The organism is Carboxydocella sporoproducens DSM 16521, assembly GCF_900167165.1.
Classification (GTDB): Bacteria; Bacillota.
This window is the reverse complement of the sequence record NZ_FUXM01000024.1, coordinates 1-16189: the sequence shown is the minus strand read 5'-3', so window position 1 is coordinate 16189 and position 16189 is coordinate 1. Positions and strand designations below refer to the sequence as shown.

Genomic DNA, 16189 nt, shown 5'->3' with positions numbered 1-16189 from the left:
GTCAAACCTCCTTCTCACCATAATTCTCGGATTTAACAATGTACTGGCCCTTCTCAACCAGTTGGGCTATTTCCTGGTATTCTTCGGGAGTTATTTGATAAAAACGCACATAATTTCCTGCTTGTAAGAGAACGGGTTTTTCCCTGGCAGGGTCGAAAAGTTTGACAGGAGTACGGCCAATTATTTGCCAGCCGCCTGGACTTTCGATAGGATAAACCCCTGTTTGGCTTCCTGCGATACCTACAGAACCAGCAGGAATTTTTGTGCGAGGTGTCTGAAGCCGCGGTGTAGCTATGCGTTCATCCATGCCACCCAGGTATGGAAATCCGGGAGTAAATCCAAGCATATAAATTAAATAATCTGTCCCCGTGTGAATTTTAATAACCTCTTCCGGAGTCAATTTCGCATGTTCAGAGACAAAGTTTAAATCAGGTCCATATTCCCCGCCATATACCACAGGCAATAAAATAACCTGGGGCTCGGGAAGTTTTAATGCACCTAGATTGGCTTCGATTTTTTCAAGTTGAAGGATTAAATCACCATATTTCCAGGCCAAGGGTTCATAAAGCACCAGTAAAGAGCGGTAGGTAGGTATGAGTTCCATTATGCCCGGTAATTCAGCCTGTTCTATAGCTAACATCAAGCTACGAATTTTTTTGTTGATTTCCTTACTGATAGAATTGCCAAACTCTACCACCACCCCTTTATCCCCAGCAGGAAGAAACCTGGCCTTATCATACATGAAATCACCCCCGCTAATGGTGATTAAGAAGGGGAGGCAAAGCCTCCCTTTTCAGCTTTTATTTAAATAAATCTGTGATGCCTTTTAGAGAAAGAACTCCTGCATATATAGCTACAATAACAACAAGAATTCCGAAGAGCATCAACCAGGTAGGCTGTTTGTATTCCCCTACAATATCTTTCCGTTTGGAAGCGATGAGCATGGTTCCCAAAGTAATGGGAAGAATGAGACCGTTTAAAGCACCGGCCAGAATCAAGAGCTTGACTGGCTTACCAATAGTTACAAAAATTACCGTAGAAGCTACAATAAAGGCGATAATCCACCACTTGTAATTATTCTCAAAGGTGCTAGCCAGCGAGCGAAGGAAAGATACGGAAGTATAAGCTGCCCCCACCACAGAGGTAATAGCTGCCGACCAGAAAACAACACCAAACAGCTTATAGCCGATATTTCCTGCAGCTAACTGGAAAGCTGATGCAGGCGGATTGGCCGGATCCAGCTTGTGCCCTGCAGCAACTACCCCCAAAACAGCAAGGAAAAGAACCACCCGCATGACAGATGCAATAATGATACCTGTCACAGAACCCCTGGTAACTTCACGCAAATTTTCAATACCGGTAATACCTGCATCAATAAGGCGATGACCACCGGCAAAAGTAATGTATCCACCCACTGTGCCACCCAATAAGGTGATAATGGGTAAGAGAGGCACTTCAGTTGGAACAAAAGTACGAAGCAAGGCTTCACCTACAGGTGGCCTGGTTATAATGGCTACATATAAGGTTAAAAGAATCATTAGACCGCCTAAAACCTTGGCAAATGCATCCATGGCCTTGCCCATTTCTTTGGATAAAAAGATAAAAATAGCGATCATTGCGGAAATAATGGCCCCCATAGCAGGAGTAATGCCAAACATTACATTCATCCCCATACCGGCACCTGCAATATTACCGATATTGAAAGCCAACCCACCTAAAGCCACCAGGAAAGCAACAAAATAACCCAAACCCGGCAGTACCTTATTGGCTACATCCTGGCCGCGCATACCCGATATAGCGATAACGCGCCAAACATTCATCTGGGCTCCAATATCCAGAATAACTGAAGCTAAGATAATGAAAGCAAAATTAGCCATGTACTGCTGGGTAAAAACGGCCGTCTGAGTCACAAACCCAGGTCCGATGGCTGAAGTAGCCATCAGGAAGGCCGCCCCCAGGAGCGCCCCTAAACTAGCCTTCCCTGCTGTTCCTGTTTTAGTCTTGATTTCGAAATCTGCCATCAAACTTTCCCCCTTCTTGTCTTTATTAGATTATGAAATTAGCCAAGGGTTCAACGGAAACACCGGCTTCTTCCAGTGCTGTCCGAATTTCTTTCACGAAAGCAAGGGCTTCCGGATTATCCCCGTGAACACAAATGCTGTCAGCTTTGATGTCAATATCTTCGCCATTGATAGCTGTGACTTTGCCTTCCGTGACCATCCGAACCACCCTGGGAATAGCCACGGCTTTTTCGTGAATCATGGCTCCAGGCGTACCTCTGGCTACTAAAGTGCCATCGGGGTTATAAGCCCGGTCAGCAAAAACTTCTTCAGCTACTTTCAAGCCTATGTCTTTAGCTGCTCTAACCATCTCCGAATTAGCCAGTGCCAGTAAAATTAGATCCGGGTTTACAGCTTTCACAGCTTCGGCTATGGCTAAAGCCAGCTTGTAATCCCTGGCAGCCATATTATACAAAGCGCCATGGACCTTAACATGCTGCAGGGTCGTACCCATAGTCCGGGCAAAAGCTTCCAGAGCCCCTATCTGATAAATAACATAGTCTTTCACTTCCTCCGGACTCATGGCAAGGTTGCGCCTGCCAAACCCCTGTAAATCAGGATATCCGGGATGCGCTCCAATAGCAGTCCCGTTCTGGACAGCCATTTTTACAGTAGCGGACATAACCCGGGGATCTCCGGCGTGCATACCGCAGGCTATGTTGGCAGAAGTAATGATTTCCAGCAACTCCTTATCCATACCCAGTTTATACACACCAAAACTTTCTCCCAGATCACTGTTTAAATCTACCCTGTACTTCATTTACCCTCCCCCTAAAGACTTTGGCCTTGTGATTAGACCACTAGTCCATTTTGAAAAAAATATATTCTATGTTGAATTATTAAATTCCTTTCCCCAGAAACAGTTTGGCGATCAGGAGTTTGCTCCCTTTGCCCAATCCCTTGCCGAATATTTACTGCAAGCCGGTGCCGCCTCCGGACTGGTTCGGGCTACAGAAAAAAAGCAGGCCAACATCAGTAATCTGGCCTGGGGGTATAGCTTATTTACTTCATACAATCCCTCAAAATGCGGACAGCTTCCTGTATTTCCGCTTCGTTGACAATCAACGGCGGTACAAACCGGAGCACATTCCCGGCAGTACAGTTTATCAACAGCCCCCGTTCCTGGCATCGGGCCACTACTTCCGCCCCCGGTCCCGGCAACTCCAGACCCAGCATCAGCCCTTTGCCCCGTACCGGGCCCATCTCAGCCAGCAAGGAGCGCAGATACTCTCCTTTGACCTGAACCTGGGCCAAAAAACCTTCCTCCAGGATGATGTTCAAGGTCGCCAAGGCCGCAGCGCAGACCAGGGGGTTGCCGCCAAAGGTAGAAGCATGATCCCCGGGCTGAAAAGCCGCTGCCACTTCTTCTTTGGCCACAATGGCCCCGATGGGCACCCCGCCCCCCAGACCTTTGGCCAATGTAAAGATATCTGGCTCGATGCCGAAATGCTCATAGGCAAAAAGTTTACCGGTGCGTCCAATGCCGGTTTGTACCTCATCCAGAATCAGCAGCAGACCATGTTCCCGGCAAAGTTGCGCTACCCCGGACAAATAAGCGGGATCAGGAGTTACTACGCCTCCTTCCCCTTGAATGGGCTCCAGCATGATGGCACAGGTTTGCGGGCCAATAGCCTCTGCCAGTGCCTGCAGGTCATTATAAGGAACATGCTTGAAACCAGGCACTAGCGGCTCAAAACCCTTCTGGTATTTGGGCTGGCCGGTGGCTGTTATCGCCGCCAGGGTCCGGCCGTGGAAAGAATTAATAGCTGTGATGATTTCATATTTTTCCGGCCCATAATGCAGTTTGGCATATTTACGGGCCAGCTTGATCGCCCCTTCATTGGCTTCGGCCCCGGAATTGCAGAAAAAGACCTTATCCCCGCAGGAGTTTTCCACCAGGAGCTGGGCCAGCCGAATCTGGGGCTCAATCCAGTAAAGATTGGAGCAGTGGATCAGCTTTTCTGCCTGTTTCTTGAGGGCCTCCACTACTGCCGGGTGACTGTGCCCCAGGGCATTAACGGCAATTCCCGCTAGAAAGTCCAGGTATTCCTTGCCCTCTAGATCCCAAACCCTGGCTCCCTGCCCCTGGGCCAGTACCAGATTGAGCCTTCCATAGGTGTTCATCACATATTGTTTGCCTAAAGCTATCAGCTCGTCGGTTTTGTTCATCTCTCTCCCCCCTCAAGCCGACACCATCGTGCCGATTCCTCCATCTGTGAAGATTTCCAGTAATATGCCGTGCGGGATACGTCCATCGATAATATGGGCCCGTTCCACTCCGGCCCGGATGGCAGCGGCGCAGCATTCCACCTTGGGCAGCATGCCACCCTTGATAATCCCTTCTGCTTGCAGTTCCTCCACCTGGCTCAGGGTTACTTCTGACAGCAAACTGGAACGGTCATTGACATTCCGCAATATGCCGGGCACATCGGTGAGCAAAATAAACTTATCTGCCCGCAGGGCCCCGGCCAGCTGCCCGGCCACATAGTCGGCATTGACGTTATAGCTTTTGCCATCACTATCCACAGCAATAGGGGCGATTACCGGAATATAGCCCTGGCTGATCAAATTCAGCACCAGTTCTGGCTGCACCTGGACCACTTCTCCCACCCGGCCCAGATCTTCGCCCTGAGGCCCTTTTCTGGGTACAGCCCGCAACAGGTTAGCATCCTGGCCCGTTAGGCCCACAGCTTTGCCCCCGTTTTTATTGATCAGGGCCACCAGTTCCTTGTTCAGCTTGCCACCCAGCACCATTTCCACTACTTCCATGGTCTGATCATCAGTAACCCGTTGCCCTCCCACAAACCGGGATTCAACTCCCAGCCTTTGCAACATGGTGGTTATATCCGGTCCGCCCCCGTGAACCAGGACGGGATGCATGCCCACCAGTTTCATCAAAATAATATCCTTGATCAGCGCCTCTTTCAGCTCCTGGTTAACCATGGCATGGCCTCCGTATTTGATAACCAGGATTTTGCCATGGAACTTCTGGATATAAGGCAAGGCTTCCACCAGCACAGCTGCTTTATCGATAATATTGAACATCCCGCTCCCCCCTTAGGTCCGATAATCAGCATTGATCCTGACATAATCATAGGTTAAGTCACAGCCCCAGGCGGTGGCCCTTTCTCTCCCCTGCGCCAGATCTACTGCGATGGTCACTTCTTTTTCTGCCAGCAGAGCCCGGGCTTCCTCTTCCGCAAAAGGCACCGGTGCACCTTCCTGGAATACCAGTAAACTCTTTTCCCCGGCCCGGAAACTAATGGAAACTGCCTGGGGGTCAAATTCCGCACCGGAATAACCCAGAGCGGCCATAATCCGTCCCCAGTTGGCATCAGCGCCGAAGATAGCGCTTTTCACCAGACTGGAACCGGCAATCGTTCTGGCCGCCAGCCGGGCTGCCGCCAGGGAAATTGCCCCTGTTACCTCAACAGTCAGCAATCTGGTAGCCCCTTCCCCATCGCGGGCAATAGCGATGGCCAGGCGGCGACAAACTTCCGTTACTGCCAGAGTCAGCTCTTCCCAGCCCGGCTGCCCCGGGGCCAGGGCCGACTCAGGCCCGGCCAGGCCATTGGCCAGGGCAACTACCATGTCATTGGTACTGGTATCGCCATCGACGGTAACCATATTGAAGGTCTGGTCCACCGCTTCCTTGAGCAAAGCTTGCCAGGCTGCCCCATCCACCCGGGCATCAGTGGTGATAAAGGCCAGCATGGTTGCCATATTGGGATGAATCATCCCCGACCCTTTGGCAATCCCCCCTACACGCACCGGTTGACCGGCAATTTCTATTTCCACTGCCGTTTCCTTGGCAAAGGTATCAGTGGTCATAATAGCTGCAGCAGCGTCACCACTGCCCTCCGGGTTGAGTTGAGCCCAGGCCCGGGCAATCCCGCTTTCAACTACATCCATGGGTAAAGGCACCCCGATTACTCCAGTAGAGGCTACAATCACCTCTTCAGCAGTTATTTCCCCACCACTCAGAGCCGCTACCTGAGTTGCCATCGCTCTAGCATCCGCCAGGCCCTGTTCCCCGGTACAGGCATTGGCATTACCGCTGTTGGCCACAATGGCCCGCGCCTGGCCACGGTTAACCACTTCCTTTGACCACAGGACAGGTGCCGCCTGCACTTTATTGGTGGTGAACACCCCGGCTACTATAGCCGGGGCCTGACTGATGATCACTGCCACATCTTTTTTGTCACTATCCCGCTTTTTTATCCCTGCCGCTACCCCGGCCGCCTGATAGCCCCGGGGCGCGCATACTCCTCCTGGACAATCCCGCATTTTCCTTTCCCCTTTCTATGGCCACAACCCTGTTTCTTCTAAGCCCATGGTTTCCGGCAAACCAAACAGGATATTCATATTTTGCACTGCCTGCCCGCTGGCCCCTTTGACCAGATTGTCAATGGCAGAGACCAGAATTAAACGACCGGTGCGGGCATCTTTTTTCAAACCAATAAAGGCCCGATTGCTTCCCGCACACCACTTGGTCTGGGGATACTGACCTGCCTCCAGTACCTTAACAAAAGGTTCTCCCCGGTAAAAGTCCCGGTAGATAGCCCTGATCTCTTCTTCCTCCAGATTCTGTCGTAACTTAGCATAGACAGTGCTCAAAATCCCCCGTGTCATGGGTACTAGATGGGGAGTAAAAGTGATGGTCAGGGGTTTTCCCGCCAGGACCGCCAGTTCCTGCTCGATTTCCGCCGTATGCCGGTGCTGCCCGACATTATAGGCTTTAAAGTTTTCGTTAACTTCACTGAAGTGCACTCCCAGGCTCACACCCCGGCCAGCCCCGGATACGCCGGACTTGCTATCGGCGATTATGGTATCGAGATGGAGCAGACCATGTTTCAGTGCCGGTGCCAGGGCCAGCAAAATGCTGGTGGGATAACAGCCGGGATTGGCCACCAGCCGGGCAGCCGCTATCTGCTCCCGTTTCAGTTCCGGCAAGCCATAGACTGCTTCAGCCAGCAACTGCGGGTATGAATGTTCCAGCCCATACCAGGTTTGATAGGCCACGGCATCTTTTAAGCGAAAGTCTGCCCCTAAATCAATCACCTTCACCCCGGCTGACAGCAAACGGGCGGCAATGGGCATGGAAACCCCATGGGGCAGGGCCAAAAAAGCCACGTCCACCTCAGTTAGTTTGTCCTGTTCCTGCTCGATCAGTACCGGTAGCTCTAAGGGTGAAAGCTGAGGAAACACCTGGGCAATTTCCTGACCTGCATAACTTTGACTGGTTAAAACCTCTATTTTTACCTCCGGGTGACCCTGAAGGATTCTGATCAGTTCTGCGCCAGTATAACCGGTGGCACCAACAATACCAACTTTTATCACACCGATCCCCCCTGTATAACATGTTATAATTATACATCATTTCTGCATAATAATGCAAGAAAAAAAGACTCCGGTTATTGCCGGAGCCATTTCCGCAATAATGCTATACCATCTTTTGCCTGCTGGCAAAAACTGTCCAGGCAATCCCCAGCAATAACAAGCCCAGCCATATCCCCTGTTCAAGGGAAGGAACCTCATGTAAAAACAGAGCCGCTAACAGAGTAGCTCCCACCGGTTCACTCAGGGCGGTAAGGGAAATCAGTCCTGCTGGCAAAAATTTTAGCGCCCACATCAAAAGGCTATGTCCTAGCAGGGTAGGAAAAAGAGCCAGCGCCAGGAACGCCAGCCAGTCCTGCCCGGAATAGCCGGTAAAGGAATAAGGGGAAAAGAGAATGGCCAGAGCCAGAAACAGGGCACAGGCACTATAAACTAAAAAGCTGTAATTCAGTGCTGTCAGGTACTGGCGACATTTCCTCCCGATCAAAAAATAAGCTGATACCATAACCGCTGAAAACAAAGCCAGCATTTCCCCCCGTAAATCCCCGCCAGTTCCTTGCATCTGCTGCCAGCTCAAACCGGCAGTAGCCAGAATAGCCAAAAAGATGCCAGACCAGCTCCCGGACGGTAATCTCTCCCCCAGCCAGAGTCGACTCCCCAGGAGAACAAAAATCGGATGGGTAGCCACCAGTACCGTAGCCATTGCCACCGAGGTATATTTAAATGATTGCAACCAGGTACTCCAGTGCAGGGCTAAAAAAATTCCGGCCAGTACCGGCCAAAACCAAAACTTTGGCTTTATCTCTCCGTTATGCTCCCGCCAGTGCCTTACCATCAGCGGCAGATAAAGTATTACAGCAAAAAAGACCCGATAAAAAGCGATAACCAGGCCATGGGCCGTTGCCAGTTTAGCCCAGAGCCCGGCTGACGATATAGCCAGAGTAGCGATAATCAAACCTGCTAACGCCATAACTCCTCCCCATTTCTTATCTCTTTCTCAGTATCTAGCAACTGACTCAAAGTAACAAAGCGATAGCCCTGGGCCCGCAGTCTGGTGATAATGAGCGGCAAAGCCTGCACCGTTTTGATTCGGTTCAGACGGCCATCATGCCCCAGGATAATCGCCCCGGGATAAACTTTAGCCACTACCCGGTCTGCCATTGCCTCAGGTGTTCTGGTCGTGTGATTTTCAATGCCCACTGTCCAGAGAACAATCCTCAGTCCTCTGAGCTCACAGGCTTCGATCAGCCGCCAGTCAAACCGTCCCCGGGGCGGCCGAAAGTAGTCCGGCACTTTACCGGTGATACGCTCCAGCAGAGAATTGGTCATATCTATTTCCAGAGCAATTTGTTGCTCATTCATCGCCACCATATCCTGATGGCTAAAAGTATGGTTGGCTATCTCATGTCCTTCAGCTATTTCCCGTTCCAGCAGGTCCCGGTGATCCTGTGCCGCCTGACCAATGACAAAAAAAGTAGCAGGAACGCGATATTGCTGAAGGATGTCCAGTATTTGCGGAGTAAAACGGGGATCAGGACCATCATCAAAGGTCAGAGCAACCAGCTTCTCCCCCTGGGTATGGGCAGAAATCACTATCCTTCCCAGCAGATGGGCACTGGCCATAGCCTGCATCAGCTGGGGTTGCAAGACCCGCCAGACCAGGTAAACCAGCAAAAAAGTTAAAACCATCCAGTAGCGTCTTTTCATGGCTATCTCCGCCCTTCTGGTTATCCGTCTATGTTAATTATAGCCTTGCTAGTACTGGCTGGCCATTGTTTTTTGCTGGAATGTCGAATTACCTGGTTTTACGGGTGTCTTCAAAGTATGGCAGGGGAATGTACTGTACAGAAGGACGACGCTGAGGCGGTTGAGGATAGTACTCCATCAGTTCATAAATTTCCCGGGGCATGGCCGTGGAGACTGGTAACCCCAGTTCCCGTAACTGTTCATAAGAAATAGGATAATCATGAGTCCAGCGACCTTCACTGAAAATTTTCGCTAGTTCCGCTGCCCGCTCAGGCTGAAACTTATCGGCCAGAATTTCCTTGAGCTTGGTCTCCACCTGATTCATTGCCTTTCTGGCAATATCGGCCAGAATTAGGGTCTCGTCTTTACAATGTTCCTTCCCTTTTTCCTCTACTACCTTAATAACAGAGGCAGCCGGGTACTGACCGATCTGGGGATCCACCGGGCCCAGGACCGCATTTTCATCCATCACGATTTCGTCTGCCGATAATGCCAGCATCGTCCCCCCTGACATGGCATAATGGGGTATAAATACTGTTACTTTGGCTTTGTGCCTGCTTAAAGCTGAAGCAATTTGCTCTGAGGCCAGTACTAAGCCCCCTGGTGTGTGCAGAACCAGGTCTATGGGCATATCTTCGGGTGTAAGCCGGATCGCCCGCAAAACTTGCTCTGAGTCCTCAATATTGATAAAACGTGAAATCGGTATGCCCAGCAGGTTAATGGATTCCTGACGATGAATAAGGGTGATCAAACGAGAACCCCTTTTTAACTCAATTTCCCGCATTAAACGCACACGCTGCAACTCCAGGCGCCGCTGATTGAACATGGGCACCAGTGCCATAATCATAAAAACCAGCCAGAGCAAATTAAGGATAGTAGCCATCTTTTCCCTCCTCTGCAGTAGAAAAGGGGGCGCACCCCTAGCGAACCGCCCGGAGCCGCTGCACCCCCAGGGCCTGTGCAGCCAGTTGAGGCCGCCGCTGGGCATGAACCAGCCGCATTTGCGACCGCCGCTGCCGCGCCTCATATTCTGCCACCAGCGCCCGCTGACCAAGTTCAATCAGCCGTTTAACCATGGTACCGCCGATTTTCCCTACCTGTCTGGTAGTCAGGTCCCCGTTATCCTCCTCATTCAGAGGAATTCCCAACTCCTGAGCCACTTCAAACTTCAATTGTTTGAGGGCCGCTTCGGTAACCGGGTCCTTGCGCTTTCGGCGTGCCATTTAACCAGCCTCCTTTCGGAACTTGGTCAATTTTATTATGAGCAGGAACCCCGGTTTTCAAACTCACTACGAATCTGTTTTTGCAAGGCAGGCTTGTTTAAGATTTCCAGTGCTGTTAAAGCCATTGCCTGTGCGCCCAGCAGCAATCCATTTAAGCCCCCCGGTCCACCCGCCGCCTGAGCAAATTCCTGGGTATGAGCTGTTAGCCCCAGTGACCCTATGGCTACATAGGGATGAATAGCCGGTACTACCTGGCTGACATTGCCCATATCCAGGGAACCCATGCCTTCCCGTCCTGAACGTATCTGTTCCACTCCCAGATAGCGTAACTTTTGCTCAAAAATACGGGCCATGGTCTGATTAGTACACATCTCATCATAGGATAATTCAAAATTATGCCATTCCACCTTGCAGCCAGTAGCCAGGGCTGCTCCCCGGGCGCAGTTATGTACCTTCTCCACCAGGGTATTGAGGTAGTTTCTCTGTTTGGCTCGAATATAAAACCGCGCCACTGCCCGTTCCGGAACAATATTGGGAGCTATGCCCCCTTCTGTGATAATGCCATTGATCCTTACCCCATCGGGTAAATAGGGACGCAGTGCATTAATATTATTGAATAGTTGAATAACCCCTTCCAGGGCACTGATTCCTTCCTGGGGACTGGCCGCAGCATGGGCTGGTTTGCCGTAAAAAACATACTCAATCGCATCCATCGCCGTTGATGTAACCTGGGCACAAAAATGGTCAGCCGGATGAATCATCATAGCAAAATCCACGGCCTGAAAATAACCCTTCTGTACCAGAATCACCTTTCCGCCCCCGGTTTCTTCCGCCGGTGTACCTATTACTGCGATCCGTCCCGACCACTCTGACCGAAAGCGGGCCAGAGCAAGACCTGCTGCTACTGCTGCTACCCCGATTATATTATGGCCACAGGCATGGCCCAGTTCCGGCAAAGCATCATATTCCGCCAGCAAAGCCAGGGTTGGCCCGGTCCCCTTGCCCTGGCATTCGGCCCAAAAGGCGGTTTCCATCTCACCTATGCCTTTTTGTACGGTAAAGCCACCAGCAGCCAATGCCTCAGTTAACAATTTACAGGCAAAGTACTCCTGGTAGCCCAGTTCTGGATGGCGGTGAATAGCCAGGCTTAAATCCTGCCAGGTACTAAGATTTTCCTGCAACCATGTACAAATTCTTTCCCCGGTATCCTTTAGCAATTATTTTTCACTCCTCGCAAAGCTACTAACAAAGTTAAGGGCCCAACGGCAGTAGTTAGCTGCACCACCAGATAGGTTAAGCCCACCAAATTGATTTTGGCCTGTTCTCCTACCAGCACGACAGGGGTACTGATATCAGTAGTATAACCTGCCCTTTCCAGTTCCCGGGTGGCTATGCCGGAAATCACATTTCCCATTTCTGCCACCGCACTATACACTATTTCATTAAATTCACCTATAGGCTCCCCCAGCATCAGGCTGGCCAGCTGGCAAGCCTGATGCTGGTCCAGACCATAAAAAATCAGGCCTTCTACATCTCCGGTCATGGCAATATTGACCTTAACTTCCCTGCTTGTTAAGAGATGATTGTCCAGACTAAGCTGGCCTATCTGTACATCACTGCCTATTTCCTGTTGCAAAACCTCTCTGGCAGCTATAATAAAAGGATTAATCAACTCCGCTTGCAAGTCTCTCCCGTCCTTTCAGGCAAACTACTGGCTATTTCGACACTGCCGCCCCTCTTTCCTGCTGCTCAGGGCAAGTTACCTAAATAAACATATTTTAAATAGCGCGAGGCGATAGCTTGCGCCTCATACATTCTCTCCAACGGAGTGGGTGGTGCTGTTAAACTGCGCCGGGGAAAATAGCGGGATAGATGAAGTGGGATTTTAGAAGATAGATCTGCCAGCCTTCTTGCCAGCGCCTCGATCTGCTCCGGGCTGTCGTTTTCATCAGTAACCAAAAGACAGGTTATTTCCACATGAACCCCCGCCTCTACCGCCAGTTCTACTGCACGCCACACCGGTTCCGGGCGGGCTTTACACAGCTTACGGTAGAACTCTTTCTCTCCTTTAATATCAATGTTAGCTGCATCCAGCCAGGGCAACAGCTCCCGCCAGGGAGCTTCATTGATATAGCCATTGCTGACCAGCACATTTGCCAATCCTTTCCCCCGGGCCAATTTGGCCGTAGCCAGGACAAACTCAAACCACATCAAGGGCTCGGAATAGGTATAAGCCAGACCAATATTCCCGACTGGCCGGTAGTTTTCTGCCAGGGCCACCAGTTCTTCCGGACTGATTTCCTCCCTGCCTCCCCTGCCGCTTACCAGTTCCCAGTTCTGGCAAAAGGCGCAATCCAGGTTACAGCCCGTTGTTCCTACTGACAAAATCATGCTACCCGGTTTAAAGCGAAAAAGGGGTTTTTTCTCGACAGGGTCCAGGGCCAGGGCCCCAATTTGTCCATAATTGAGGGCATAAAGCTTGCCTCCTCTGTTCTCTCTCACTCCGCATCTACCTTTTTGTCCATCTGCCACAAGACAGTAATGAGGACATAACTGGCAGCGGATTTTTTCCCCTTCCCTCTGCCAGTACTGAGCCTCTTTCATACTATATCCCTCCACTACAGGTAGCGGGTTACAGTAAAGCGCCAGATCTCTACATCCTGATCCATCGGGTTAATGCCTGCTTTTTGCTTGGCAATCCGCAGCTGTTCTTCTACTGTGTCCACCCCTGGCAAATCAGGCAAAAGCAGGCCGCTACTTCGGCCTTTGCGAACTATCACACCATACTGGCGGGGATCCAGATCGGCCAGGGAATTAACCCGTTCTGCCGGGTTAAGAATATCTACGGAATATAGCAATTGACTCAATTCCTCTTCCTCTACCGGCCAGAACCGGGGGTCCCTGGTTCCTGCCGCAATGGCATTATGAATAATCTCCTCGGCAATAGTAGGCTGGGTAGGCTCGGTTGTGCCAATGCAGCCACGCAGCTGTCCATGTTTCTTTATGGAAACAAACACACCAGCAGCCTTTTCCAGTTCTGGAGGCAAATCTTTGGGTTTGTCCAGAATCTCTCCATTTCTCAGATAGTATTCCAGAGAACGGCGAGCCAGCTTTACCGGATAGCTTTCCCGGGCCCGACGGGCAGCAATTTCCTCTTCCCTGCGGTCAATCAATTTTTCCTGCAGTTCCCGCTCCGGATTGGGTCCCTGAGGCTTAAAACCACAGACTAGATATCCTACTCCAAAGGGGCCTTCATAGCTGAAAATCTCACACTGAGCATCCAGGCCATCCAGCGCTCCCAAAGCCATAATTAAGGGCCGCAAGCCACACTCCCCTGCCTTTTCCACCAGCTCTTCAGGCAAACGCAGAATTTCCTCAATTTGTAATAACTCCAGATTCTCTTTAATGCGCCGGTCAAATTCTTTGCCCTCAGGGGCAAAGCCAGAAGGAGCATCTGGTGTCAGTCGATGGGATAAATCCCCACTGGCAATTACCGCAACCCTGCGGCCCAGCAATCCTGCTGCCCGTTGCACCGCCAGCCCAAAGGCGTACAGTTCCTCTACCGCCAGTAGACCCATGTTAACTGAAACCAGAGCGCAGTCCAGCCCCGCTTCCTGCAAGTACCACAGAGGAACGATTGCACCGTGGTCCAGTTCCCATTTAGCACCTAGCCGCTGCATTTCCTCCCGGTCCAGAGAAACGACATTCACCTGCTCCCGGTATGCCATCAGGCCAATAGCCTCCAGTAAATTCAAATCTACCGGCCAGTCTGCCTTGACTTGCGGAGCACCAAAATCCGCCAGATTTCCCTGTACTCTTTCCCCCTTGCGGATAGTAATAGCATCACTGAAAACTGTCCCATGGGGGGAAATGAGTACAATCGCATCCGGTTCAGCCCTACGCACCTCATCAGCCCATTTTTTCATACCTGTTACGGTAGCCTCTACTTTAGTCAGCTCTTCCTTACCTATGGCCGGAATGATAATAGGGGGATGAGGGCTGAGCCCAACATAAACAATATTGTTCAACTTTATTCACCTCTGTACCTCAGTCTGGTTAATTTTAGTATAATATTGCAAAATGCCACAGTAAATAGCCCAGGCTACTTTATTCTGGTAATCCGGGTCCATCATTAGTTTTTCCTCTTGCGGATTGGATATAAAGCCAATTTCCACGGTAACTGATGGCATTGATGACACCCGGTTGGTGAAAATATCAGCAGTTTTTGCCACCCGTCGGGTACCGGTTATTCGTTGCAGTTCACTCTGAATTGCTTCTGCCAGCTGTTTGCTCCTGGCATCCCCCCCTTGATAGAAGGTCTGGGCCCCATACCATTTTTCTGAAGGAAAGGCATTAACATGAATACTGAGGAGCAGATCTGCTTTTGCGGATTCAGCAATTTCGACCCTTTTCTTTAAATCCAGCTGTTTTCTCAAGCTGAGAGAATCCACATCCTCAGGGGCCAGGTCATAATCACCGTTTCTGGTCATCAGGACTCCTGCCCCGGACTGAGCCAGCGCCAGTGCCAGTCGCTGACTCACCGCCAGGGTTATCTCCTTTTCAACCCCGCCATTTTTCCCTTTGGCTCCGGGGTCATACCCGCCATGGCCTGGGTCCAGTATTATCATTTTTCCAGCCAGTAATGGCGCCATAACCAGTATTTCCTCTTGCCTATTTTTCTCCCCTAGATACAGCCCCATACCAGTGGCTATCAACAGAAGTGCCAGTACACTCACCAGTGAACGCCAGCGAAAATAGATTACCCGCATTTGTTCCCACCTCCCCCTCAAACATTATGCCCGTGGAAGAAAAAATAAAACCGCTCAGCTGGCTGAGCTGAGCGAAGTACTTTTAAACTATTATTGCTTAAATTATTTTTTTAAGTGCACACCAGGATCCCGAAAAAAAAAATAACTTCACATATTTTTTTCTCTTTTACTGGAATAAACTCTTTATGATCTGCCGTTACCACAGGAGCATTTATGCGTTTTGCTAACGCAATTGCGAAGCAATCAGGAATAGAGATTTTTTTTATATTTATTTTTACATCCGCAGCAGTCTTCCATAGTTGCGTTTCCATATTTTCGATAACCTCTACTACAGATTTAATATCCTCAATTGCATTACTTGCAATTTCTTCTTTACCTGTAACTCGTAGAAAGTCTCGTGATATACTTCATAAGCATTAATCGCATGTAAATAGCAGCAATCTTCATTTTTAATAATCTCACTAATCATGTCTGCACCAGGTTCGTCACGTAGCCAGGCAATAATGGCACAAGCATCAAAAACAACCGCCATCCGTATCCCCTTCTTTTTCTATTTCCTCCCACTTACTTCTGATAAATTCCTCGCTACTAGTCGGTACAAAAGCATATTTTCCTTGAATTGCTTTTATCTTTGCACAGCGAAGTTCTCTCCATGTTTGAACTTCATAAGGAAGTTGCACCGATCGTGATGCAGATGTTTTTTTTATTATACCATCTTTTACAAACTTATGAACACAATTAAATTTATTATATTCAATGCTAGAATGGCTAGTTGTCAAAATAATTGACGTAGCAATTGCGGCCGCCCCACACACAAACGCATTAGACATACTCTTTCTCACTCCCTAAATTGCGCAAGAACACTATTTAGCTCTGTGAAACCTCGTTCGATAATTTCATTAAGTATCAGTAGCGTTGCATTAATTTTATGAATGGTAGTCAACTATGTTTTGGTCATTACGCATTATGGTATATATGACATTTATGTAATTATATGTAATTAAGGACTCCAGTTCTTTGGCCAAAAGGGCTAGTGGTAATAGAGGGTAGTCCT

Annotated in this window: 19 protein-coding genes; all 19 read right to left on the bottom strand. The window is 49.8% G+C overall.

The window, feature by feature from the left end:
* Position 1 precedes the first annotated feature (1 nt).
* A complete protein-coding gene (pxpB, locus tag B5D20_RS09175) occupies positions 2 to 742 on the bottom strand; it encodes a 5-oxoprolinase subunit PxpB (protein ID WP_078665939.1) in 741 nt (246 codons plus the stop codon).
* A 58-nt stretch (positions 743 to 800) separates the two neighbouring features.
* Positions 801 to 2021: an NRAMP family divalent metal transporter gene (locus B5D20_RS09170; protein WP_078665938.1), complete on the bottom strand. Its 1221-nt coding sequence runs from the start codon at positions 2019 to 2021 to the stop codon at positions 801 to 803.
* A 25-nt stretch (positions 2022 to 2046) separates the two neighbouring features.
* A complete protein-coding gene (locus tag B5D20_RS09165; RefSeq protein ID WP_078665937.1) occupies positions 2047 to 2820 on the bottom strand; it encodes a LamB/YcsF family protein in 774 nt (257 codons plus the stop codon).
* A 242-nt stretch (positions 2821 to 3062) separates the two neighbouring features.
* Entirely contained in the window at positions 3063 to 4229 is a 1167-nt protein-coding gene (locus B5D20_RS09160; protein WP_078665936.1) for an acetylornithine transaminase, read from the bottom strand.
* A gap of 12 nt (positions 4230 to 4241) precedes the next feature.
* Positions 4242 to 5105: an acetylglutamate kinase gene (gene argB / locus B5D20_RS09155; RefSeq protein WP_078665935.1), complete on the bottom strand. Its 864-nt coding sequence runs from the start codon at positions 5103 to 5105 to the stop codon at positions 4242 to 4244.
* Positions 5106 to 5117: 12 nt separating this feature from the next.
* Positions 5118 to 6347, bottom strand: a complete 1230-nt coding sequence (gene argJ, locus B5D20_RS09150) for a bifunctional glutamate N-acetyltransferase/amino-acid acetyltransferase ArgJ (protein WP_078665934.1) — start codon at positions 6345 to 6347, stop codon at positions 5118 to 5120.
* Between the two features lie 15 nt (positions 6348 to 6362).
* Positions 6363 to 7400 carry an N-acetyl-gamma-glutamyl-phosphate reductase gene (gene argC / locus B5D20_RS09145; RefSeq protein WP_078665933.1) on the bottom strand — a complete coding sequence of 346 codons (1038 nt, stop codon included), beginning with the start codon at positions 7398 to 7400 and terminating at the stop codon, positions 6363 to 6365.
* A 103-nt stretch (positions 7401 to 7503) separates the two neighbouring features.
* Entirely contained in the window at positions 7504 to 8367 is an 864-nt protein-coding gene (locus B5D20_RS09140; RefSeq protein WP_078665932.1) for a DMT family transporter, read from the bottom strand.
* A complete protein-coding gene (locus B5D20_RS09135) occupies positions 8358 to 9104 on the bottom strand; it encodes a polysaccharide deacetylase family protein (RefSeq protein ID WP_078665931.1) in 747 nt (248 codons plus the stop codon). Before B5D20_RS09135 ends, B5D20_RS09140 begins: the two co-directional genes overlap by 10 nt.
* Before the next feature lie 88 nt (positions 9105 to 9192).
* The gene (locus B5D20_RS09130; RefSeq protein ID WP_078665930.1) at positions 9193 to 10026 is read right to left on the bottom strand and encodes an SDH family Clp fold serine proteinase; all 834 of its coding nucleotides are present in this window, start codon (positions 10024 to 10026) and stop codon (positions 9193 to 9195) included.
* Positions 10027 to 10063: 37 nt separating this feature from the next.
* Positions 10064 to 10366: an alpha/beta-type small acid-soluble spore protein gene (locus B5D20_RS09125; RefSeq protein ID WP_078665929.1), complete on the bottom strand. Its 303-nt coding sequence runs from the start codon at positions 10364 to 10366 to the stop codon at positions 10064 to 10066.
* Positions 10367 to 10401: 35 nt separating this feature from the next.
* Positions 10402 to 11583, bottom strand: coding sequence for a M20 family metallopeptidase (locus tag B5D20_RS09120; RefSeq protein WP_200803493.1), 1182 nt, complete (start codon positions 11581 to 11583; stop codon positions 10402 to 10404).
* Positions 11577 to 12050, bottom strand: a complete 474-nt coding sequence (locus B5D20_RS09115; RefSeq protein WP_078665928.1) for a chemotaxis protein CheX — start codon at positions 12048 to 12050, stop codon at positions 11577 to 11579. The genes B5D20_RS09120 and B5D20_RS09115 overlap by 7 nt, the downstream gene beginning before the upstream one ends.
* Before the next feature lie 65 nt (positions 12051 to 12115).
* Positions 12116 to 12970: an AmmeMemoRadiSam system radical SAM enzyme gene (amrS, locus tag B5D20_RS09110; RefSeq protein WP_078665927.1), complete on the bottom strand. Its 855-nt coding sequence runs from the start codon at positions 12968 to 12970 to the stop codon at positions 12116 to 12118.
* A gap of 14 nt (positions 12971 to 12984) precedes the next feature.
* A complete protein-coding gene (gene amrA / locus B5D20_RS09105) occupies positions 12985 to 14394 on the bottom strand; it encodes an AmmeMemoRadiSam system protein A (protein ID WP_078665926.1) in 1410 nt (469 codons plus the stop codon).
* Positions 14395 to 14400: 6 nt separating this feature from the next.
* The gene (gene cwlD, locus B5D20_RS09100) at positions 14401 to 15135 is read right to left on the bottom strand and encodes an N-acetylmuramoyl-L-alanine amidase CwlD (RefSeq protein ID WP_078665925.1); all 735 of its coding nucleotides are present in this window, start codon (positions 15133 to 15135) and stop codon (positions 14401 to 14403) included.
* A 110-nt stretch (positions 15136 to 15245) separates the two neighbouring features.
* Positions 15246 to 15446: a PIN domain-containing protein gene (locus B5D20_RS09095; RefSeq protein WP_078665924.1), complete on the bottom strand. Its 201-nt coding sequence runs from the start codon at positions 15444 to 15446 to the stop codon at positions 15246 to 15248.
* Between the two features lie 17 nt (positions 15447 to 15463).
* Complete coding sequence (locus B5D20_RS09090; protein WP_078665923.1) at positions 15464 to 15667, bottom strand: PIN domain-containing protein; 204 nt, start codon at positions 15665 to 15667, stop codon at positions 15464 to 15466.
* Positions 15651 to 15965: a hypothetical protein gene (locus tag B5D20_RS09085; protein WP_078665922.1), complete on the bottom strand. Its 315-nt coding sequence runs from the start codon at positions 15963 to 15965 to the stop codon at positions 15651 to 15653. The genes B5D20_RS09090 and B5D20_RS09085 overlap by 17 nt, the downstream gene beginning before the upstream one ends.
* Between the last annotated feature and the right edge of the window lie 224 nt (positions 15966 to 16189).

What these genes read in the sequence shown, in the direction of transcription:
- B5D20_RS09125 (WP_078665929.1), bottom strand. Translation starts at nt 10,366, where the DNA reads ATGGCACGCCGAAAGCGCAAGGACCCGGTTACCGAAGCGGCCCTCAAA.
- amrS (WP_078665927.1), bottom strand. Translation starts at nt 12,970, where the DNA reads ATGAAAGAGGCTCAGTACTGGCAGAGGGAAGGGGAAAAAATCCGCTGC.
- pxpB (WP_078665939.1), bottom strand. Translation starts at nt 742, where the DNA reads ATGTATGATAAGGCCAGGTTTCTTCCTGCTGGGGATAAAGGGGTGGTG.
- B5D20_RS09165 (WP_078665937.1), bottom strand. Translation starts at nt 2,820, where the DNA reads ATGAAGTACAGGGTAGATTTAAACAGTGATCTGGGAGAAAGTTTTGGT.
- B5D20_RS09170 (WP_078665938.1), bottom strand. Translation starts at nt 2,021, where the DNA reads ATGGCAGATTTCGAAATCAAGACTAAAACAGGAACAGCAGGGAAGGCT.
- B5D20_RS09135 (WP_078665931.1), bottom strand. Translation starts at nt 9,104, where the DNA reads ATGAAAAGACGCTACTGGATGGTTTTAACTTTTTTGCTGGTTTACCTG.
- B5D20_RS09090 (WP_078665923.1), bottom strand. Translation starts at nt 15,667, where the DNA reads ATGGCGGTTGTTTTTGATGCTTGTGCCATTATTGCCTGGCTACGTGAC.
- argJ (WP_078665934.1), bottom strand. Translation starts at nt 6,347, where the DNA reads ATGCGGGATTGTCCAGGAGGAGTATGCGCGCCCCGGGGCTATCAGGCG.
- B5D20_RS09085 (WP_078665922.1), bottom strand. Translation starts at nt 15,965, where the DNA reads ATGTCTAATGCGTTTGTGTGTGGGGCGGCCGCAATTGCTACGTCAATT.
- argB (WP_078665935.1), bottom strand. Translation starts at nt 5,105, where the DNA reads ATGTTCAATATTATCGATAAAGCAGCTGTGCTGGTGGAAGCCTTGCCT.
- B5D20_RS09140 (WP_078665932.1), bottom strand. Translation starts at nt 8,367, where the DNA reads ATGGCGTTAGCAGGTTTGATTATCGCTACTCTGGCTATATCGTCAGCC.
- B5D20_RS09130 (WP_078665930.1), bottom strand. Translation starts at nt 10,026, where the DNA reads ATGGCTACTATCCTTAATTTGCTCTGGCTGGTTTTTATGATTATGGCA.
- cwlD (WP_078665925.1), bottom strand. Translation starts at nt 15,135, where the DNA reads ATGCGGGTAATCTATTTTCGCTGGCGTTCACTGGTGAGTGTACTGGCA.
- B5D20_RS09095 (WP_078665924.1), bottom strand. Translation starts at nt 15,446, where the DNA reads ATGGAAACGCAACTATGGAAGACTGCTGCGGATGTAAAAATAAATATA.
- B5D20_RS09160 (WP_078665936.1), bottom strand. Translation starts at nt 4,229, where the DNA reads ATGAACAAAACCGACGAGCTGATAGCTTTAGGCAAACAATATGTGATG.